The 19,728-nt window shown below is 61.7% G+C and carries 13 protein-coding genes; 7 read left to right on the plus strand and 6 right to left on the minus strand.

The features are described 5' to 3' along the window. Window positions 1-308: 308 nt before the first annotated feature. Both rlmKL and CKW25_RS26705 read left to right on the plus strand, forming a co-directional pair. Window positions 309-2,579 carry a bifunctional 23S rRNA (guanine(2069)-N(7))-methyltransferase RlmK/23S rRNA (guanine(2445)-N(2))-methyltransferase RlmL gene (gene rlmKL / locus CKW25_RS22550; protein ID WP_095082690.1) on the plus strand — a complete coding sequence of 757 codons (2,271 nt, stop codon included), beginning with the start codon at window positions 309-311 and terminating at the stop codon, window positions 2,577-2,579. 321 nt (window positions 2,580-2,900) lie between these two features. Continuing rightward, the gene (locus tag CKW25_RS26705) at window positions 2,901-3,059 is read left to right on the plus strand and encodes a hypothetical protein (RefSeq protein WP_172736605.1); all 159 of its coding nucleotides are present in this window, start codon (window positions 2,901-2,903) and stop codon (window positions 3,057-3,059) included. 98 nt (window positions 3,060-3,157) lie between these two features. Here the strand turns inward: CKW25_RS26705 and dacB are convergent, their stop codons facing one another. Next, window positions 3,158-4,618 carry a D-alanyl-D-alanine carboxypeptidase/D-alanyl-D-alanine-endopeptidase gene (gene dacB / locus CKW25_RS22555; protein WP_095082692.1) on the minus strand — a complete coding sequence of 487 codons (1,461 nt, stop codon included), beginning with the start codon at window positions 4,616-4,618 and terminating at the stop codon, window positions 3,158-3,160. Window positions 4,619-4,850: 232 nt separating this feature from the next. On the opposite strand from dacB, the gene CKW25_RS22560 reads away from it, so the two are divergent. Continuing rightward, window positions 4,851-5,195: a YggL family protein gene (locus tag CKW25_RS22560; RefSeq protein ID WP_095082694.1), complete on the plus strand. Its 345-nt coding sequence runs from the start codon at window positions 4,851-4,853 to the stop codon at window positions 5,193-5,195. Between the two features lie 231 nt (window positions 5,196-5,426). Here the strand turns inward: CKW25_RS22560 and CKW25_RS22565 are convergent, their stop codons facing one another. After that, window positions 5,427-6,617 carry a benzoate/H(+) symporter BenE family transporter gene (locus CKW25_RS22565; RefSeq protein ID WP_095082695.1) on the minus strand — a complete coding sequence of 397 codons (1,191 nt, stop codon included), beginning with the start codon at window positions 6,615-6,617 and terminating at the stop codon, window positions 5,427-5,429. A gap of 235 nt (window positions 6,618-6,852) precedes the next feature. On the opposite strand from CKW25_RS22565, the gene CKW25_RS22570 reads away from it, so the two are divergent. Further along, complete coding sequence (locus CKW25_RS22570; protein WP_095082697.1) at window positions 6,853-7,617, plus strand: GntR family transcriptional regulator; 765 nt, start codon at window positions 6,853-6,855, stop codon at window positions 7,615-7,617. 229 nt (window positions 7,618-7,846) lie between these two features. Here CKW25_RS22570 and guaD read toward each other — a convergent pair whose 3' ends face one another. The 4 genes from guaD to xdhA form a co-directional block, all read right to left on the minus strand. Next, a complete protein-coding gene (guaD, locus tag CKW25_RS22575) occupies window positions 7,847-9,151 on the minus strand; it encodes a guanine deaminase (RefSeq protein WP_095082699.1) in 1,305 nt (434 codons plus the stop codon). A gap of 23 nt (window positions 9,152-9,174) precedes the next feature. Then, a complete protein-coding gene (gene xdhC / locus CKW25_RS22580; protein ID WP_095082701.1) occupies window positions 9,175-10,017 on the minus strand; it encodes a xanthine dehydrogenase accessory protein XdhC in 843 nt (280 codons plus the stop codon). A gap of 135 nt (window positions 10,018-10,152) precedes the next feature. Continuing rightward, window positions 10,153-12,552 carry a xanthine dehydrogenase molybdopterin binding subunit gene (gene xdhB, locus CKW25_RS22585; protein WP_095082703.1) on the minus strand — a complete coding sequence of 800 codons (2,400 nt, stop codon included), beginning with the start codon at window positions 12,550-12,552 and terminating at the stop codon, window positions 10,153-10,155. Next, entirely contained in the window at window positions 12,545-13,999 is a 1,455-nt protein-coding gene (gene xdhA / locus CKW25_RS22590) for a xanthine dehydrogenase small subunit (RefSeq protein ID WP_095082705.1), read from the minus strand. Before xdhA ends, xdhB begins: the two co-directional genes overlap by 8 nt. A 266-nt stretch (window positions 14,000-14,265) precedes the next feature. Here xdhA and CKW25_RS22595 point away from each other — a divergent pair, with 266 nt between their 5' ends. The 3 genes from CKW25_RS22595 (at window position 14,266) to zipA (ending at window position 19,527) form a co-directional block, all read left to right on the plus strand. Continuing rightward, complete coding sequence (locus CKW25_RS22595) at window positions 14,266-14,925, plus strand: GntR family transcriptional regulator (RefSeq protein ID WP_095082707.1); 660 nt, start codon at window positions 14,266-14,268, stop codon at window positions 14,923-14,925. 2 nt (window positions 14,926-14,927) lie between these two features. Continuing rightward, entirely contained in the window at window positions 14,928-18,416 is a 3,489-nt protein-coding gene (gene smc / locus CKW25_RS22600) for a chromosome segregation protein SMC (RefSeq protein ID WP_095082709.1), read from the plus strand. 256 nt (window positions 18,417-18,672) lie between these two features. Further along, window positions 18,673-19,527 (plus strand): cell division protein ZipA, encoded by an 855-nt coding sequence (gene zipA, locus CKW25_RS22605; RefSeq protein WP_095082711.1) that lies wholly within the window; start codon window positions 18,673-18,675, stop codon window positions 19,525-19,527. Window positions 19,528-19,728 lie beyond the last annotated feature (201 nt).

Genomic DNA, 19,728 nt, shown 5'->3' on the forward strand with positions numbered 1-19,728 from the left:
TCGTATTTGACCAAAGCCCCCTGCGATCAGCCTCTCACTGGATGATGAGGTTAATGCTTTAGAAAAAATGTCCACCCGTTGTACTCGGGTACTATTCGACGAAGGGTCGAGTTATGACATTTTGTTGCATCAAATTTTTTATCTGCCCGGGCATCTAAGCTCATTCCAGTCCATCGACTGGTTGAGCGGCCAGGGTGGGACGGCACACCTTCGTGCCACGCGAGCGCTCTTTTAGAAAAGCGCTTGATTGAAAACCGAGCGGTCAATGCGTTGCCCGTTCACTTATTGCCAAAGGCCCTGGAACCCCCATGTCGGATCGTTACGAACTCTTCCTCACTTGCCCTAAAGGCCTCGAAGGCCTGCTTATCGAGGAAGCCGTCGGGCTTGGCCTTGAGGAAGCGCGCGAGCACACCTCGGCCGTGCGTGGCATGGCCACCATGGAAACCGCCTATCGCCTGTGCCTGTGGTCGCGCCTGGCGAACCGGGTCCTGATTGTCCTCAAGCGCTTCGCAATGAAGGACGCCGAAGATCTGTATCACGGCGTGCTGGATGTCGAGTGGCAGGACCACATGCTGCCTGACGGCACCCTGGCGGTGGAGTTCAGCGGCCACGGTTCGGGCATCGACAACACCCACTTCGGTGCGTTGAAAGTCAAGGACGCCATCGTCGATAAGCTGCGCACCCCGTCTGGCGAGCGCCCGTCCATCGACAAGCTCAACCCGGACCTGCGGATTCACCTGCGCCTGGACCGTGGCGAAGCGATCCTGTCCCTGGACCTGTCCGGCCACAGCCTGCACCAGCGCGGCTACCGCCTGCAGCAAGGTGCTGCGCCACTGAAGGAAAACCTCGCGGCGGCGATCCTGATCCGTTCCGGCTGGCCACGCATCGCCGCTCAAGGTGGCGCGCTGGCTGACCCGATGTGCGGCGTCGGGACCTTCCTGGTCGAAGCGGCAATGATCGCCGCCGATATGGCGCCGAACCTGCGCCGTGAGCAGTGGGGCTTCACCGCCTGGCTGGGTCACGTGCCGGCGTTGTGGAAAAAGCTCCACGAAGAAGCCTCCGAGCGCGCCGCTGCCGGCCTGGCCAAGCCGCCGCTGTGGATTCGCGGGTACGAAGCCGACCCACGACTGATTCAACCGGGCCGTAACAACGTCGAGCGCGCCGGCCTGAGCGAGTGGATCAAGATCTACCAGGGCGAAGTCGCGACGTTCGAGCCGCGCCCGGACCAGAACCAGAAAGGCCTGGTGATCTGCAACCCGCCATACGGCGAGCGCCTGGGCGACGAGGCGAGTTTGCTCTACCTCTACCAGAACCTTGGCGAGCGCCTGCGTCAGGCCTGCCTGAACTGGGAAGCGGCCGTGTTCACCGGCGCGCCGGACCTGGGCAAGCGCATGGGCATCCGCAGCCACAAGCAGTATTCGTTCTGGAACGGCGCGTTGCCGTGCAAGCTGCTGCTGATCAAAGTCCTGCCGGACCAGTTCGTCACGGGCGAGCGCCGTACACCGGAACAGCGCCAGGCCGAGCGTGAGCAAGCGGTCTACGATCAGTTGCCGGTCGAGCCGCAAGAGCGTCAGTACAACAAGAACGGCAACCCGATCAAACCTGCGCCGGCACCGGCCCCCGTGGTTGAGCAGGCGCGCCTGAGCGAAGGCGGGCAGATGTTTGCCAACCGCCTGCAGAAGAACCTCAAGGCCATGGGCAAGTGGGTCAAGCGCGAAGGCATCGATTGCTACCGCGTCTACGATGCCGACATGCCTGAGTACTCGATGGCCATCGACCTGTATCACGACTGGGTCCACGTCCAGGAGTACGCGGCGCCGAAATCCATCGACCCGGAAAAAGCCTCGGCGCGCATGTTCGATGCCCTGGCGGCCATTCCGCAGGCCTTGAACGTCGACAAGAGCCGCGTCGTGGTCAAGCGCCGCGAGCGTCAGAGCGGCACCCGCCAGTACGAGCGTCAAAGTGCCCAGGGCAAGTTCGTCGAAGTCAACGAAGGCGGCGTGAAGTTGCTGGTCAACCTGACCGACTACCTCGACACCGGCCTGTTCCTGGACCACCGCCCAATGCGCATGCGGATCCAGAAAGAGGCGGCCGGCAAGCGCTTCCTCAATCTGTTCTGCTACACCGCCACCGCCAGTGTGCATGCGGCCAAGGGCGGCGCACGCAGCACCACCAGCGTCGACTTGTCGAAAACCTACCTGGACTGGGCGCGTCGCAACCTGTCGCTCAATGGTTTCTCGGACAAGAACCGCCTGGAGCAGGGTGATGTCATGGCCTGGCTGGAAGCCAACCGGGACGAGTTCGAGATGATCTTCATCGATCCGCCGACCTTCTCCAACTCCAAGCGCATGGAAGGCATCTTCGACGTCCAGCGTGACCACGTGCAGCTGCTGGACCTGGCCATGGCGCGCCTGGCGCCGGGCGGCGTGTTGTACTTCTCCAACAACTTCCGCAAGTTCCAGCTCGAAGAGAACCTCGTGGCGCGCTATGCCGTCGAGGAAATCACCGCGCAAACCATCGACCCGGACTTTGCCCGTAACGGCAAGATCCACCGTGCCTGGAAAATCATGGCGCGCTAAGGGGTGTCGGCCCCATGGAGCCTTGATGTTTCGAGGCTCCGGGGGCTGAATTTCCTGGCTAACCACAGGGTAAATAGCTGTAACGTCTGCAAAGCCAGGGTGACGCCTACGCTCGCTGGCGTTCAGGGTTTTGCTTATGTCGCTGCACACCGCACGCCCCAAAATTCTGGGCTTGATCAGTGAAGACGTTTCGGCCTGGCTCGTGGCACTGCTGGTTCTGCTGGCCTGGACGACACTGACTGCGCACCACTAGCAGGTGGCGCAGCGTTTTCAATCCGTTCCTCCTCGAAACAGCTCAGCCATTGGCGCGAAGAGTATCGCGTGCTGTTGGCGGTCGAGTTGTGGCAAAGCCTGCGTCATCTGCCGGTCGATGGATTGGGCACGGTGACGGCCAGTTTCGGCATCGCCAGCTGGCGCCGCGGCGAAAGTGCGGACGCCTTGCTGTTGCGCGCAGACTCGGGGGTGTATGCCGCCAAGTAGGCGGGAAGGGATCGGGTCGAGGCAGAGTTGGTGTAGCAAGCCGCTGTGGCCAGGGAACAAAGGTCCCTGGCCACGGGGGCGCAGGCTGTCGGTAAGGCTTACAGCACCGAAGCGGTCGCCGCCAGTTTCGGCTGGCGGTACAGGTCCAGCAGCACTTGATCGAGTACCGACGAGGCGCCAAACGGTGCCTTGTCGTTGAGGATCGCTACCACGGCCCAGGTATTGCCGTTGTTGTCGCGGCTGAAACCGGCAATGGCGCGAACGGTGTTCAGGGTGCCGGTCTTGACGTGGGCCTCACCGCGCATGGCGGTGGTCTTGAGACGCTTGCGCATGGTGCCGTCCATGCCGGAAATCGGCATCGAACTGACGAACTCGGCCGAGTACGGGCTTCTCCAGGCGGCCTGCAGCATGCTCGCCATCTCCCGGGCACTCACCCGTTCCGCCCGCGACAGGCCCGAACCGTTCTCCATCACCAGGTGCGAGGCGGTAATGCCCTTTTTCGCCAGCCACTGGCGCACGACGCGCTGGGCGGCCTTGGCGTCGTCGCCATCGGCATCGGTACGGTACTTCGCACCCAGGCTCAGGAACAACTGCTGGGCCATGGTGTTGTTACTGTATTTGTTGATGTCGCGGATGATTTCCGCCAGGTCCGGCGAGAAGGCGCGGGCCAGGACCTTGGCGTCTTTTGGCACCGAAGCCAGGCGATCCTTGCCCTGGATGCTGCCGCCCAGTTCCTGCCAGATCGCCCGTACGGCACCGGCGGTGTAGGTGGCATGGTCGAGCAGCGAGAGGTAGGTCTGCGAGCTGCAGCCCTCGCCGAGCTGGCCGGCCACGGTCACGGCCACGCTGCCGTCGGCCTGGGGCACCGGGTTGTAGCGTACGCCACCGGTGCATTGCTTGGAGTTGACGGCCTTGACCTGGTTATCGATGCGAACGGTGGCGATCGGCGGCTCAACCGACACCAGCACCCGGCCCGAGTCATTGCGGGCCACGAAGCGCAGGGCCTTGAGGTTGACCAGCAGGGCGTCCGGCTTGACCAGGAACGGCTTGTTATCGTCATTGCCGTCGTCATTGAATTGCGGCAATTGCGGCTGGATGAAGAAGCTGCGGTCCAGCACCAGGTCGCCCGTGACTTGCTGCACGCCATTGGCCCGCAGGTCGCGCATCAGCAGCCAGAGCTTTTCCATGTTCAGCTTCGGATCGCCGCCACCCTTGAGGTACAGGTTGCCATGCAGGATCCCGCCGCTCAGGGTGCCGTCGGTGTAGAACTCGGTTTTCCACTGGTGGTTCGGGCCGAGCATCTCCAGGGCGGCGTAGGTGGTGACCAGCTTCATGGTCGAGGCCGGGTTCACCGACACGTCGGCGTTGAAGACTGTGGGAGTGCCCGGGCCGTTGAGCGGAATCATTACCAGCGACAGGGCGCTGTCCGGCAGCTTGCTGGCTTTGAGCGCCTTTTGCACATTGGGTGTCAGCGCGGTGTTGACCGGTGCGGCAGAAACAGGGAGGGCCAGCGGCATAAGCAGGCTGGCAAGAAGCAATGGACGCAAAGAGTTGATCATCTGAAATAAAACCCTACAGCCGAGGGGAAAAAAATGAGGGCATGAAGATAAATTCCCTCAATGGTCACGAAAGTGTCGGCATTATGCCCAAGGTATAGCGCCTTGTGCCGTATCGGATGTGCCTAATGCACGATTTTTTTACCGACGGTAGAGGCCGGCTTCCAGAGAGTCGGGCATTGCGCGGCTTAAAATGTTAAAGTGCCGCCCGTTATTACTTAAGAGGATTGTTCCAATGGCGACTAACCGTTCCCAGCGTCTGCGCAAAAAACTGTGCGTCGATGAATTTCAAGAGCTGGGTTTCGAGCTGAACCTGGATTTCAAAGAAGATTTGGCTGATGAAGCCATTGACGCTTTCCTTGACGCGTTCCTGAAAGAAGCCATGGAAGCCAACGGTCTGGGTTATGTGGGCGGCGACGACTTCGGTCTGGTTTGCCTGCAGAAGCGCGGCTCCGTCAGCGCAGAACAGCGTGCTGCCGTTGAAGCCTGGCTCAAGGGCCGTACCGAGCTGACCAGCGTTGAAGTCAGCCCGTTGCTGGACGTTTGGTACCCGGAAAAGCCAATCAATCCGGTAGCCTGATGTTCAAAAAAACGGCGACCCTGAGGTTAATGCCGGTCAGTTAAGAGAAATAAAGCCGAACACGAAACCTGTGGCGAGGGAGCTTGCTCCCGCTGGGCTGCGTAGCAGCCCCAAAACAGGGCCGCTTTGCGCCCCAGCGGGAGCAAGCTCCCTCGCCACGGGTTCTATGTTCGGCTGGTCTTTGGCTTAACTGATCGGCATTAGACCCTGAGGTCGCCGTTTTTTTATGTCTCATGCTTTGCGCCAATTCAGAATCATCAGCGTCACCACCCCCGCCACAATCCCCCAGAACGCCGAGCCGATGGAAAACAGGGTCATCCCCGACGCCGTGACCATGAAGGTGATCAGTGCCGCTTCGCGCTCCTTCACTTCACTCATGGCAATGCTCAGGCCATTGATGATCGAGCCAAACAGCGCCAGGGCGGCAATCGACAGCACCAGCTCCTTGGGCAGGGCGGCGAACAGGGCCGCCAGTGTCGCGCCGAACACGCCGGCAATGCCGTAGAAAATCCCGCACCAGACCGCCGCGGTGTAGCGCTTGTCGCGATCCTCATGGGCATGGGGGCCGGTGCAGATGGCCGCGCTGATGGCTGCCAGGTTGATCCCGTGGGAGCCGAACGGTGCCAGCAGCAATGAGGCGATGCCGGTGGTGGTGATCAGTGGCGACGCCGCAACCGTGTAGCCGTCGGCGCGCAGCACCGCGATGCCGGGCATGTTCTGCGAGGTCATGGCCACCACGAACAGGGGGATGCCGATGCTGATGGTGGCGGCGAGCGAGAAGTGCGGCGTGGTCCAGACCGGCGTTGCCACTTCCAGGTGAAAGCCGCTGAAATCCAGCAGCCCCATGAAACCGGACAAGGCGGTGCCGATCAGCAGCGCGGCAAGCACGGCATAACGCGGGGACAGGCGCTTGACCACCAGGTAGGTGATAAACATCCCCAGCACCAGGCCGGTGCGATGCTGGGCGGCGACGAAGATTTCGCTGCCGATCTTGAACAGGATCCCGGCCAGCAAGGCGGCGGCCAGGGACCCCGGGATCCGTTTTACCAGCCGTTCGAAGCTGCCGGTCATGCCGCAGATCGTCACCAGGATGGCGCAGGTGATGTAGGCGCCGATCGCCTCGCCGTAGCTGACCCCCGCCAGGCTGGTGATCAACAACGCCGCGCCGGGGGTCGACCAGGCAATGGTGATGGGGGTGCGATAGCGCAGCGACAGGCCGATCGAGCACACGGCCATGCCAATCGAGAGCGCCCAGATCCACGAGGAAATCTGCCCGCTGGTCAGGCCGGCGGCTTGTCCGGCTTGAAACATCAGCACCAGGGAGCTGGTGTAGCCGGTCATCATCGCGATGAACCCGGCAACGATCGCTGAGGGCGAGGTATCGGCCAGCGGGCGAAGTTGCGTGTGCGTGGCGTCGTTCATGACGGTGGTGTTCCTTGTATCCGGGGAAGCAGGCAGGCTGTTTTATGGGTTCAAGCCTAAACTCAAACCTGACGGATCGTTGCAATACAGCCGGGGGCGTAAACGGCCATACAGTGTGTTGCCACCTCCAGTTGTGTACAATATGCACAGTTTTTTACGCGATACTTGTCAGCGACCCACTGTGCCGTATTACAGTCACGGTCTATTCGCCGCCGTTCTCCCGATTCGAGTGCCCATGAACGAACAGTTGCAGCCCCTCAAGAAACAACCGCGAGCAGGCAAAGCCGGCCGCACCGGTACCCAGGACGATATCGTCTACGCGCATATCTTCGAGGCCATCCTCGAACAGCGCCTGGCGCCCGGTACAAAATTGAGCGAAGAGGCGCTGGGAGAGATTTTCGGGGTCAGCCGCACCATCATTCGCCGCGCGTTGTCTCGCCTGGCCCACGAAGGCGTGGTACTGCTGCGTCCCAACCGTGGCGCCGTGGTTGCCAGCCCGAGCGTCGAGGAGGCCCGCCAGGTATTCATGGCGCGGCGCCTGGTGGAGCGGGCGATTACCGAGCTTGCGGTCGAGCACGCGACCGCCGAGCAGATCGCCGAGTTGCGGCAGATGGTCAACGACGAGCGCGACAGTTTCTCCCGTGGCGACCGTGGCGCCGGCATCCGTCTTTCCGGCGAGTTCCACCTCAAGCTCGCGGAAGCGGCGAAGAACGCCCCGCTGATCAGCTTCCAGCGCAGCCTGGTGTCGCAGACGTCGCTGATCATCGCCCAGTACGAAAGCGGTAACCGCTCACACTGCTCCTACGACGAGCACACCCAGTTGATCGATGCCATCGAGGCCCGCGATGCGACGCTCGCGGTGAACCTGATGATGCACCATATGGATCACATCGACAGCAAGCTCAACCTCGACGAAGAAAGCGCCTCGGATGATTTGCACGCGGTGTTCTCGCATTTGCTGCAGACCAAGAAGCCAGGGCGCTCCAGCGCGAAACTCTGAGCCACCGCGGTGCGTCCCTTGCGGGCACACATCCCCTGTGGCGAGCGAGCTTGCTCGCGCTGGGCTGCGCAGCAGCCCCAAGACCGGTCACCGGGTTTTATCTGAAGCCTGCAATAGTCATGTTGGGGGCGCTTCGCACCCCAGCGCGAGTAAGCTCGCTCGCCACGGAGACAACAAAAATCCCCCGGGGCCGTAAGGCCGCGGGGGATTTTTTTATGCCCGGAATACCTTAGCGCTGATGCACCAGGTTGCCCGCCGCATAGGTCTGCAGCACCGTGCGGTCATCCCCCAGGGTCATCAGGACAAACAGGGTTTCGGCGATGGTGTTGGCCTGTTTCAGGCGGTAGCTGAGCAGTGGCGTGGCGTTGTAGTCCAGGACCAGGAAGTCGGCGTCGGTGCCCGGTTGCAGGGTGCCGATGCGGTCCTCCAGGCGCAGCGCCCGCGCCCCGCCGAGGGTGGCCAGGTACAGCGACTTGAACGGGCTCAGGCGAGCGCCTTGCAGTTGCATGACTTTATAGGCTTCGTTGAGGGTGTGCAGCAGCGAGAAGCTGGTGCCGGCGCCCACGTCCGTGCCCAGGCCGACGTTCAGGTTGTGCTTCTCGGCCATCGGCAGGTTGAACAGGCCGCTGCCCAGGAAGAAGTTCGAGGTCGGGCAGAAGGCAATCGCCGAGCCGGTCTCGGCCAGGCGCGCGCATTCGTCGTCACACAGGTGCACGCCGTGGGCGAACACCGAGCGCTTGCCCAGCAGCTTGTAGTGGTCGTAGACGTCCAGGTAGCCCTTGCGCTCCGGGAACAGCTCTTTGACCCATTGGATTTCCTGCAGGTTTTCGCTGATGTGGGTCTGCATGTACAGGTCAGGGTATTCGTTGAGCAACTGGCCGGCGAGGGTCAGCTGCTCCGGGGTGCTGGTCGGGGCAAAGCGCGGGGTGACCGCATAGTGCAGGCGACCCTTGCCGTGCCAGCGCTCGATCAGCGCCTTGCTGTCGACATAGCTGGATTCGGCGGTGTCGGTCAGGTAGTCCGGTGCGTTGCGGTCCATCATCACCTTGCCGGCGATCATCCGCAGGTCAAGCTTGCGGGCGACCTCGAAGAACGAATCCACCGACTGTGGGTGCACGCTGCCGAACACCAGTGCGGTGGTGGTGCCGTTGCGCAGCAGTTCCTTGATGAAGATATCGGCGACTTCTTCGGCGTGGGCCTTGTCGGCGAACTGGCTTTCACACGGGAAGGTGTAGGTGTTGAGCCAGTCCAGCAGTTGTTCGCCGTAGGCGCCGATCATGCCGGTTTGCGGCAGGTGGATATGGGTGTCGATGAACCCCGGGGTGATCAGTGCATCCTGATAGTGGGTGATCTGGATGTCGGCGGGCAGGCTGGCGAGCAGTTCGGTGGCGTGGCCGATGGCGCTGATCTGGCCGTTTTCGGTCACCAGCAAACCATCTTCGAAGTACTCGTAGGAGGCTTCGATGCCCACCACGGCGGGGTCGGCGATGCTGTGCAGGATGGCTGCGCGGTAGGCTTTGCAAGTCGAAGGCATGGGAATTCTCAGTTCGTGGCGTATCAGTTCGACGCGTGGCTGCGACGTGAAGCAGGCAGCAGTTTGGCAATAGGTTCGGCGCGGGCAGTGTGCTGGCCGAAATTCGCGTTATAGGTGGCGATGATTTCCCCGGCGATGGAGATGGCGATTTCCACAGGCAATTTGCCTTTGACTTCGCCGATGCCCATCGGGCAGCGCATGCGTTGCAGCACGCTGTTGTCGACACCGCGCTCGCGCAAGCGGTGTTCGAACTTGACCCGCTTGGTCTTCGAGCCGATCAGGCCGAAGTAGGCGAAGTCGTTGCGCTTGAGGATCGCGGCGGTGAGCTCCAGGTCGAGCTGGTGATTGTGGGTCATGACGATGCAGTAGCTGCCGACGGGCAGGTCATCGACTTCGTCCACCGGTTCTTCGCTGACGATTTTACGCACGCCATGGGGGATCTGCTCGGGGAACTCGGCTTCGCGCGAGTCGATCCAGCGCACGCGGCAGGGCAGGCTGGCCAGCAAGGGCACCAGCGCCCGGCCAACGTGGCCGGCACCGAACACGGCAATCTGCGCCTGCACCTGGCCCATGGGTTCGAACAGCAACACGGTCACGCCGCCGCAGCACTGGCCGAGGCTGGCGCCGAGCGTGAAGCGCTCCAGGTGGGTGTCCTGCTTGCCGCTGGCCAGCATCTCCCGGGCGATGTGCATCGCCTTGTATTCCAGGTGCCCGCCACCGATGGTGTCATAGGACTGCGTGGCGCTGATGACCATTTTCGAGCCGGCATTGCGCGGCGTCGAGCCGAGCTCTTCGATGATAGTCACCAGCACGCAGGGTTCACCCTGGGCTTGCAGGTCGGCGAGGGCGTCGATCCAGTTGTACATGTTCACCTCGACATCTGTGTGTCTGTTAGTCCGCCATCGCGAGCAAGCTCGCTCCCACATTGGATTTGTACAGGTCCATCAGTCAGCACATGACCCTGTGGGAGTGGGCTTGCCCGCGAAGGGCGCCACGCGGTCTTAAAGCGGAGCCAACTCAGGCTCAGTCTCGACTGGCTTCACCGCCGTCAACTGACGCATCTGCTCACAGCCCCACAACACCCGCTCCGGGGTCGCCGGCGCATCGATTTTCGGTTGATGCTTGTAGTCACCGAGGCTCGCCACGGCGTCCTTGATCGCACACCACGACGCAATGCCCAGCATGAACGGCGGCTCACCCACGGCCTTGGAATGGAACACCGTGTCTTCCGGGTTCTTGCGGTTTTCCACCAGCTTCACCCGCAGGTCCAGCGGCATGTCCGCCACGGTCGGGATCTTGTAGCTGGCCGGGCCGTTGGTCATCAGTTTGCCCTTGTTGTTCCACACCAGTTCTTCCATGGTCAGCCAGCCCATGCCCTGGATGAATCCACCCTCGATCTGACCGATGTCAATGGCCGGGTTCAGCGAGGCGCCAACGTCGTGGAGGATGTCGGTGCGCAGCATCTTGTACTCGCCAGTCAGGGTGTCGACGATCACCTCGCAGCACGCTGCGCCAAAGGCGTAGTAATAGAACGGGCGACCACGGGCCTGGCTTCGGTCATAGAAGATTTTCGGGGTCTTGTAGAAGCCGGTGCTCGACAGCGACACCTGAGCAAAATAGGCCTGCTGGATCAGCACTTCAAACGTCAGGATGTGATCACGTACCCGAACGTGACCGTTGTGGAATTCCACGTCTTCTTCGCTGACCTTGTAGTGGCGTGCGGCAAATTCGACCAGGCGTTTCTTGATGATTTCAGCCGCGTTCTGCGCCGCTTTACCGTTCAGGTCTGCGCCGCTGGACGCCGCCGTTGGCGAAGTGTTCGGGACCTTGTCGGTGTTGGTCGCGGTGATCTGCACGCGGTCCATTTCGACCTGGAACACTTCGGCCACGATTTGCGCGACTTTGGTGTTCAAGCCCTGGCCCATTTCTGTGCCGCCGTGGTTCAAGTGGATGCTGCCGTCGGTGTAGACGTGGATCAGCGCGCCGGCCTGGTTGAGGAAGATGGCGGTGAAGGAAATACCGAATTTCACCGGGGTCAGCGCCAGGCCTTTTTTCAGGATCGGGCTGTTGGCGTTGTAGCGCCGGATCGCTTCGCGGCGTTCGGCGTACTGGCTGCTTTCTTCCAGTTCGGCGGTCATTTCCTCGAGCATGTTGTGCTCGACGGTCTGGTAGTAGTGGGTGACGTTACGCTCGGTCTTGCCGTAGTAGTTGACCTTGCGCACGGCCAGCGGGTCGAGGCCCAGATGGCGGGCGATGGCGTCCATCACTTCTTCGATGGCGACCATGCCTTGCGGGCCGCCAAAACCACGGTAGGCGGTGTTCGAGGCGGTGTTGGTCTTGCAGCGGTGACCGTTGATGGTCGCGTCGCCCAGGTAATACGAGTTGTCCGAGTGGAACATGGCCCGGTCAACGATGGACGCCGACAGGTCCGGCGAGCAGCCGCAGTTGCCCGCCAGGTCCAGGGCAATGCCGTGCAGGCGGCCGGTGCTGTCGAAGCCGACGTCGTACTCGACATAGAACGGGTGGCGCTTGCCGGTCATCAGCATGTCTTCAACGCGAGGCAGGCGCATCTTGGTCGGCTGGCCAGTCAGGTGCGCGATCACCGCGCACAGGCACGCCGGGCTCGCGGCTTGGGTTTCCTTGCCGCCGAAACCACCGCCCATGCGGCGTATGTCGATCACGATCTTGTTCATCGATACGTCGAGCACTTCCGCGACAAGCTTCTGCACTTCGGTCGGGTTCTGCGTCGAGCAGTAGACAATCATCCCACCATCTTCAGTCGGCATCACCGACGAGATCTGGGTTTCGAGGTAAAAGTGTTCCTGGCCGCCGATGTGCAGCGTGCCCTGGATGCGATGTTCGGCCGTTGCCAAAGCCCCGGCAGAATCGCCGCGCTGATGGGTATGGCTGTCGAGTACGAAGTGGCGTTTGCGCAGGGCTTCGACCACGTCCAGCACCGGCTCCAGATCTTCGTATTCGATGATCGCGGCCATGGCGGCCTTGCGTGCGGTTTCGAGGTCTTTTGCTGCAACGGCGAGTACTGGCTGACCGACGAACTGCACATCATCGATGGCCAGCAGAGGGTCGCCCGGCAGCAGTGCGCCGATGTCTTTCAGGCCCGGCAGGTCTTCATGAGTGATGGCGATGCGCACGCCTTCGAAGGCATAGCACGGCTTGGTGTCGATGCTGATGATTTTCGCGTGGGCGCGGTCCGACAGGCGTGCATAAACGTGCAGCTGGTTCGGAAACTCCAGGCGGTCGTCGATGTACTGCGCTTCACCGGACACATGTTTGGCGGCGCTGTCGTGCTTGACGCTGCGGCCGACACCGGTGGTCAAGTCCTTGGCGAACAGTTCAGCCAGTTCGGCTTGGGTCTTCTCTACAACGTGATGATTAGACATAAGCGGTCACCCGAGTCTCGATGTACGGTGTTTGCAGTTCGATGAAGTATTTGCGCAGCAGGTTCTGTGCACTGAGCAGGCGGTATTCCTTGCTCGCACGGAAGTCCGACAGCGGGGTGAAGTCTTCGGCGAGGGCGGCGCAGGCGCTTTCGACGGTGGCCTTGTTCCAGATCGCGCCCAGCAGTGCGGCTTCGCAGTTCTTTGCCCGTTTCGGGGTCGCGGCCATGCCGCCGAAGGCGACGCGGGCGTCAGCGATCACGCCGTTGTCAATGCGCAGGTTGAACGCTGCGCAGACGGCGGAGATGTCATCGTCCAGGCGCTTGGACACCTTGTAGGCGCGGAACAGTTGTTCGGCGCTGGCACGGGGCACGATGATCTTTTCGATGAACTCGCTTTCCTGGCGCGCAGTTACCCGGTAGTCGATGAAATAGTCTTCCAGGGCCAGGGTGCGGCGGGTGTTGCCTTTGCACAGCACGATCTGCGCGCCCAGCGCGATCAGCAGCGGTGGCGAGTCACCGATGGGCGAGGCGTTGCCGATGTTGCCGCCCAGGGTGCCCTGGTTGCGAATCTGCAGGGAGGCAAAGCGTTGCAGCAATTCACCAAAATCCGGGTACTCGGAGTTCAACGCTTCGTAGCAATCGGAGAGGGCGGTCGCAGCGCCGATTTCCAGGCGATCGTCAAAACGCTCGATGCGCTTCATCTCGGCGACGTTACCGACGTAAATCATCACCGGCAAGGTGCGGTGGAACTGCGTGACTTCCAGCGCCAGGTCGGTACCGCCAGCCAGCAGGCGCGCCTGTGGATAAGCATCGTACAGGTCAGCCAGGTCGGCGACGGTCAGCGGCACCAGGCAGCGTTTGTCGCCGCTGTTGAGTTCACCGGTTTCGCTGGGGGCGATGGCCTTCAGGCGGGTAATGGTCTCGGCTTCGCGGGCATCGAACTGGTCAGGCTGCTTGCCACAGCAACTTTGCTCGGCGGCTTGCAGGATCGGCCGGTAGCCGGTGCAGCGGCACAGGTTGCCGGCGAGGGCTTCGTGGGCCTTGTGGGCGTCGGGTTGCTCGCTGTTTTTCTGCAGGGCGAACAGCGACATGACAAAGCCCGGCGTGCAGAAGCCGCACTGGGAGCCATGGCATTCGACCATGGCCTGTTGCACGCTGTGCAGTTGGCCCTGGTGTTTGAGGTCTTCGACGCTGATCAGCTGTTTGCCGTGCAGGGACGACACAAAGGTCAGGCACGAGTTGAGGCTGCGATAGCGAATCTGCTCGCGGCCGCTGTCATCGGTGTGCAATTCACCGACCACCACCGTACACGCGCCACAGTCGCCACTGGCGCAACCTTCTTTGGTGCCGGGCTTGCCCAAATGGTCGCGCAAATAGTTCAGCACGGTCAGGTTCGGGTCCAGGGCGTGCTCGCTACGGAGTTCCTGGTTTAATAAAAACTGGATCACGGAATGCCTCGCAGACTCATTATTGTTGTTAATCGACGTGACCTGAATTTAGCAGGTCTGACTTTTCGGTCAATGATTTTCTGACCCCATGGTCAGGAAGTTGAAATTTGCCGATCAACAACCGTTTCTTTCATTATTGACCCTCTCGGGATACCGCGCTTTTTGCTTGAATCGTGCCAATTTCCCCGGGTCAGGCCCTGCGCCATCCCCTATCAAGTGCGCTACACTGCGCCGCTTGTGCAGATTGAAGATTTTCAAGGAAAACCATGACGTTCAAGGCGCCGGACAGCCTCGCCGAGCAAATCGCTCACCACCTCGCCGAACGCATCATTCGTGGCGAAATGAAGCCGGGGGAGCGCATCCAGGAACAGAAGGTCACGCTGGCGCTGAACGTCAGCCGCGGTTCGGTCCGTGAAGCCTTGCTGATCCTGGAGCGCCGCCACCTGATCGCGATCCTGCCGCGACGCGGCGCCCATGTCACCGAACTCACCGCGCACAAGGTGCAGAGCCTGTGCACGCTGATGAGCGAGCTGTACATCCTGCTGGGCAACGCGGTGGCGAACGGCTGGCAAGTCCAGGCCGACATGCTGCCGTTCGTGCAGATCCAGCAGCGGCTCAATGCCAGCTTTGAGCGTCAGGACATCCGCACCTTCGTCGATGACAGCTTCAATGTGATGCGCGCGGCGTACCCGTTCGCCAACAACCCGTACCTGCAGGAAACCGTCGAGAACCTGCAACCGGCCATGAGCCGCGCGTACTTTCTTGCCCTGGAACAGCGCAAGGCCGAGATGAGTGAGTTTCTCGAGCTGTTCGAGCGCTTGCTGGCGGCCGTGCTGGCCCGTGACCTGCCGCAGATTCGCATCGTGCTCTCGGCCTATGCCCAGCGCAGTTGCGACCTGGTGCTGTCTGCCTTGCCGGTTGCCTGAACGTGCGGCTCAAGTGCATCAAACTGGCGGGGTTCAAATCCTTCGTCGACCCGACCACGGTCAACTTCCCCAGTAACATGGCGGCGGTGGTCGGGCCCAATGGTTGCGGCAAGTCGAACATCATCGACGCCGTACGCTGGGTGATGGGCGAGAGCTCGGCCAAGAACCTGCGCGGCGAGTCGATGACCGACGTCATCTTCAACGGCTCCACCAGCCGCAAGCCGGTGAGCCAGGCGAGTATCGAACTGGTATTCGACAACTCCGACGGCACGCTGCTCGGTGAGTACGCCGCCTACGCGGAAATCTCCATTCGCCGCAAAGTGACCCGCGACAGCCAGACGACCTACTACCTCAACGGCACCAAATGCCGGCGCCGCGACATCACCGACATCTTCCTCGGCACCGGCCTTGGCCCGCGCAGTTACTCGATCATCGAACAGGGGATGATCTCCAAGCTGATCGAGTCCAAGCCCGAAGACCTGCGCAACTTCATCGAGGAAGCGGCGGGGATCTCCAAGTACAAGGAGCGTCGGCGCGAGACTGAAAACCGCATCCGCCGCACCCATGAAAACCTGGCGCGCCTGACCGACTTGCGCGAAGAGCTGGAGCGTCAGCTCGAACGACTGCACCGTCAGGCCCAGGCGGCCGAGAAGTACCAGCAATACAAGGCCGAGGAGCGTCAGCTCAAGGCCCAGCTGTCGGCCTTGCGCTGGCAGGCATTGAATGAACAGGTTGGCCAGCGCGAGGCGATCATCGGCAACCAGGAGGTCAGTTTCGAAGCCCTGGTCGCCGAACAGCGCAATGCCGACGCGAGCATCGAACGCTTGCGCGACGGTCATCACGAGCTCTCCGAGCGCTTCAACCTGGTGCAGGGGCGCTTCTATTCGGTCGGTGGCGACATTGCCCGGGTCGAGCAGAGCATCCAGCACGGGCAGCAGCGTTTGCGCCAGTTGCAGGACGACCTCAAGGAGGCCGAGCGCTCGCGCCAGGAAACCGAATCGCACCTGGGGCACGACCGGACGTTGCTCGCAACCCTGGGCGAAGAGCTGGACATGCTCACCCCCGAGCAGGAAATCACCAGTGCGGCTGCCGAAGAAGCCGCGGCCGCCCTGGAAGAGTCCGAAACCACCATGCACGGCTGGCAGGAGCAGTGGGACAGTTTCAACCTGCGCTCGGCCGAGCCGCGGCGTCAGGCCGAAGTCCAGCAGTCGCGCATCCAGCAGCTGGAAACCAGCATGGAGCGTCTGGCCGATCGTCAACGGCGGCTGGTCGAAGAGCGTGATCTGTTGTCGGCGGATCCTGAAGATGCGGCGATGCTCGAACTCAGCGAGCAGCTTGCCGCCAGCGAAGCGACCCTCGAAGACCTGCAGGCCAGTGAAGAAGCGCAAGTCGAGCGGCTTGAACAGTTGCGCCAGGAGCTTCAACAGGCCCTGCACAACCAACAGCAGGCCCAGGGTGACTTGCAGCGCCTCAACGGGCGGCTGGCTTCGCTGGAGGCCTTGCAGCAGGCGGCTCTGGACCCGGGCACCGGTACTGCCCAGTGGCTGCGCGAACAGCAACTGGCCGAGCGCCCGCGCCTGGCCGAAGGCTTGAAGGTTGACGCCGGTTGGGAGCTGGCGGTGGAAACCGTGCTCGGTGCCGACCTGCAAGCGGTGTTGGTGGATGATTTTGCCGGGTTCGACCTGTCCGGGTTCGCCCAGGGTGACCTGCGCTTGCTCAGTCCGGCCGCCGACGGTGTGCGCATCCCCGGCAGCCTGCTGGACAAGGTCGAGGCACAGATCGATCTGTCGCCCTGGCTGGGCCAGGTCAAGCCGGTGGACAGCCTTGAGCAGGCCTTGGCACTGCGTGCGCGGTTGGCGACGGGTGAAAGCCTGATCAGTCGCGATGGTTATTGGGTGGGTCGGCACTTTCTGCGAGTGCGTCGCGCCAGTGAGGCCGAGAGCGGCCTGCTGGCCCGCGGTCAGGAAATCCAGCGGCTGGGCCTTGAGCGCGAAGAGCGTGAAGCGACGGTCGAGACCCTGGAAAGCACCTTGCAAAACCTGCGTGCCCAGCAACGCCAGCAAGAAAACGGTCGCGAACACCTGCGTCGCTTGCTGCAGGACGAAGCCCGCCAGCAAGGCGAACTCAAGGCGCAGTTGTCGGCCGGCAGAGCCAAGGCCGAACAGCTGACGTTGCGTCGCACCCGTCTCGATGAAGAGTTGGGGGAGCTGGCTGAGCAGCGCGCGCTGGAGCATGAACAGGTCGGCGAGTCGCGCTTGCAGTTGCAGGACGCCCTCGACAGCATGGCCCTGGACACCGAGCAGCGTGAATTGCTCCTGGCCCAGCGCGACAGTCTGCGCGAGCGCCTGGACCGGGTGCGCCAGGAAGCCCGCCAGCACAAAGACCATGCCCACCAGTTGGCGGTGCGCCTGGGGTCGCTCAAGGCGCAGCACGACTCGACCCGTCAGGCGCTGGAGCGGCTGGAGTTGCAGTCCGAACGCCTGACGGAAAAGCGCGAACAGTTGAGCCTCAACCTGGAGGAGGGCGAGGCGCCGCTGGAAGAGTTGCGGCTCAAGCTGGAAGAGTTGCTGGACAAGCGCATGAGCGTCGACGATGAGCTGAGAACGGCGCAAGTCGCACTGGAAGATGCCGACCGCGAATTGCGCGAGGCCGAGAAGCGCCGCAACCAGGCCGAGCAGCAAGCGCAATTGATCCGTGGCCAGCTCGAGCATCAGCGCATGGAATGGCAAGCCCTGACCGTGCGCCGCAAAACCTTGCAGGATCAATTGCTCGAAGATGGCTACGACCTGCACGGCGTACTCGCCACTCTGGTGGCTGACGCCAGTGAGCAGGCCGCCGAAGCCGAACTGGAAAGCATTGCCGCGCGAATCCAGCGGCTCGGCGCGATCAACCTCGCGGCCATTGACGAGTACCAGCAGCAATCGGAGCGCAAGCGCTACCTGGATGCCCAGGACGCCGACCTGGTGGAGGCGCTCGACACCCTGGAAAACGTCATTCGCAAGATCGACAAGGAAACCCGCAATCGCTTCAAGGATACCTTTGATCAGATCAATGGCGGTTTACAGGCGCTTTTTCCAAAAGTTTTCGGTGGCGGCAGCGCTTATTTGGAACTGACGGGCGAAGATCTACTCGATACAGGGGTAACGATCATGGCGCGTCCACCCGGGAAGAAGAACAGCACCATTCATTTGTTGTCCGGCGGCGAGAAAGCGCTGACGGCATTGGCCCTGGTATTTGCCATCTTCAAACTCAATCCGGCACCGTTCTGCATGCTCGATGAGGTTGACGCCCCGCTGGATGACGCTAACGTTGGACGCTACGCAAGGCTGGTCAAAGAGATGTCGCAAACCGTGCAGTTCATCTATATCACCCACAACAAGATTGCCATGGAAATGGCGGATCAATTGATGGGGGTCACGATGCACGAGCCCGGTTGTTCACGCCTGGTGGCCGTTGATGTCGAGGAGGCGATGGCGATGGTGGACGCTTGAGTCACGGTGTGCGGGCGGTATGTTTGTGGAAAACAAGGGTTTTTTTTCCGATGGATTGCTGGCCAATCGACATATTCGCTGAAGCCATTGTGACAGACGGTGTAAAGTTACCTTTGGTCATGCTAGTTTAATGTCAATTTTTCGTGTACGTGGGCAAAACGCCTGTCAGAACATAGAGTTGGCGCCACGTTTTAAAGCGGTTTGCGAGTTGTAAACCCCTTATTTTTCAGCATTTTTTATAGAGGCACGGGATTACATGGAAATCGGTCTGCGCGAGTGGCTGATCGTCATCGGCATCATTGTCATTGCCGGTATTCTTTTTGATGGCTGGCGGCGCATGCGCGGCGGCAAGGGCAAGCTCAAGTTTCGCCTGGACCGCAGTCTGTCCAACCTGCCGGACGAGGACAGCGGTGCCGAACTGCTGGGCCCGCCGCGCGTATTGGACAACCATAAAGAACCGCAACTGGACGAGCACGACCTGCCGTCGGTGAGCATGCCTGCCCGTGAGCCGCGCGAGTCGGGCTCCAAGCGTGGCAAGCGTAACCACAGCGAACCGAGCCAGGGTGACTTGAACCTCAACCTGGACCTGGACGGCGGCCCGAGCTTCAGCAGCCGTGATGACGACTTCCCGGCTGACACCAAGGCGTCGAGCGTCGCGGCCGACAAGGACACGCAACAGGCCGAAGAAGTGCTGGTCATCAGCGTGATCTGCCGTGATACCGGTGGCTTCAAGGGGCCGGCCCTGCTGCAGAACATTCTGGAAAGCGGCTTGCGTTTCGGCGAGATGGACATCTTCCACCGCCACGAAAGCATGGCGGGTAATGGCGAGGTGTTGTTCTCCATGGCCAACGCGGTCAAGCCAGGCGTTTTCGACCTGGACGACATCGACCACTTCAGTACCCCGGCCGTGAGTTTCTTCCTCGGTTTGCCGGGTCCGCGTCACCCGAAGCAGGCTTTCGACGTGATGGTGGCTGCCGCTCGCAAGTTGTCCCAGGAACTCAATGGCGAGCTCAAGGACGATCAGCGCAGCGTACTGACCGCGCAAACCATCGAGCATTACCGTCAACGTATCGTTGAGTTCGAGCGCCGCGCCCTGACCCAGAAGCGCTGACGCAAAGGTCGCTCCCGCGCCGGGCGCGGGGCGACCAGCCAATACAGATTGAGCAGCCTCGGCTGCTCTTTTGCTTGTGCGCCAGGCATGGCGCGTTGCGCGCAAGCGCAACCAGCTTGGCTGTGGTGGCCTCGCTGGTGACTTGGAGGTGAAAGTCCTCTACACACCCGGCAAGGGGAAGTGTTAGCCAGAGGCAAGGGT

The organism is Pseudomonas sp. Irchel s3h17 (assembly GCF_900187505.1).
In the GTDB taxonomy this organism is placed as follows: domain Bacteria; phylum Pseudomonadota; class Gammaproteobacteria; order Pseudomonadales; family Pseudomonadaceae; genus Aquipseudomonas.

Coding starts and splice junctions, on each gene's coding strand:
- xdhC (WP_095082701.1), bottom strand. CDS start 10,017: ATGTACAACTGGATCGACGCCCTCGCCGACCTGCAAGCCCAGGGTGAA.
- CKW25_RS22570 (WP_095082697.1), top strand. CDS start 6,853: ATGAACGAACAGTTGCAGCCCCTCAAGAAACAACCGCGAGCAGGCAAA.
- rlmKL (WP_095082690.1), top strand. CDS start 309: ATGTCGGATCGTTACGAACTCTTCCTCACTTGCCCTAAAGGCCTCGAA.
- zipA (WP_095082711.1), top strand. CDS start 18,673: ATGGAAATCGGTCTGCGCGAGTGGCTGATCGTCATCGGCATCATTGTC.
- CKW25_RS22560 (WP_095082694.1), top strand. CDS start 4,851: ATGGCGACTAACCGTTCCCAGCGTCTGCGCAAAAAACTGTGCGTCGAT.
- dacB (WP_095082692.1), bottom strand. CDS start 4,618: ATGATCAACTCTTTGCGTCCATTGCTTCTTGCCAGCCTGCTTATGCCG.
- xdhB (WP_095082703.1), bottom strand. CDS start 12,552: ATGTCTAATCATCACGTTGTAGAGAAGACCCAAGCCGAACTGGCTGAA.
- CKW25_RS22565 (WP_095082695.1), bottom strand. CDS start 6,617: ATGAACGACGCCACGCACACGCAACTTCGCCCGCTGGCCGATACCTCG.
- guaD (WP_095082699.1), bottom strand. CDS start 9,151: ATGCCTTCGACTTGCAAAGCCTACCGCGCAGCCATCCTGCACAGCATC.
- CKW25_RS22595 (WP_095082707.1), top strand. CDS start 14,266: ATGACGTTCAAGGCGCCGGACAGCCTCGCCGAGCAAATCGCTCACCAC.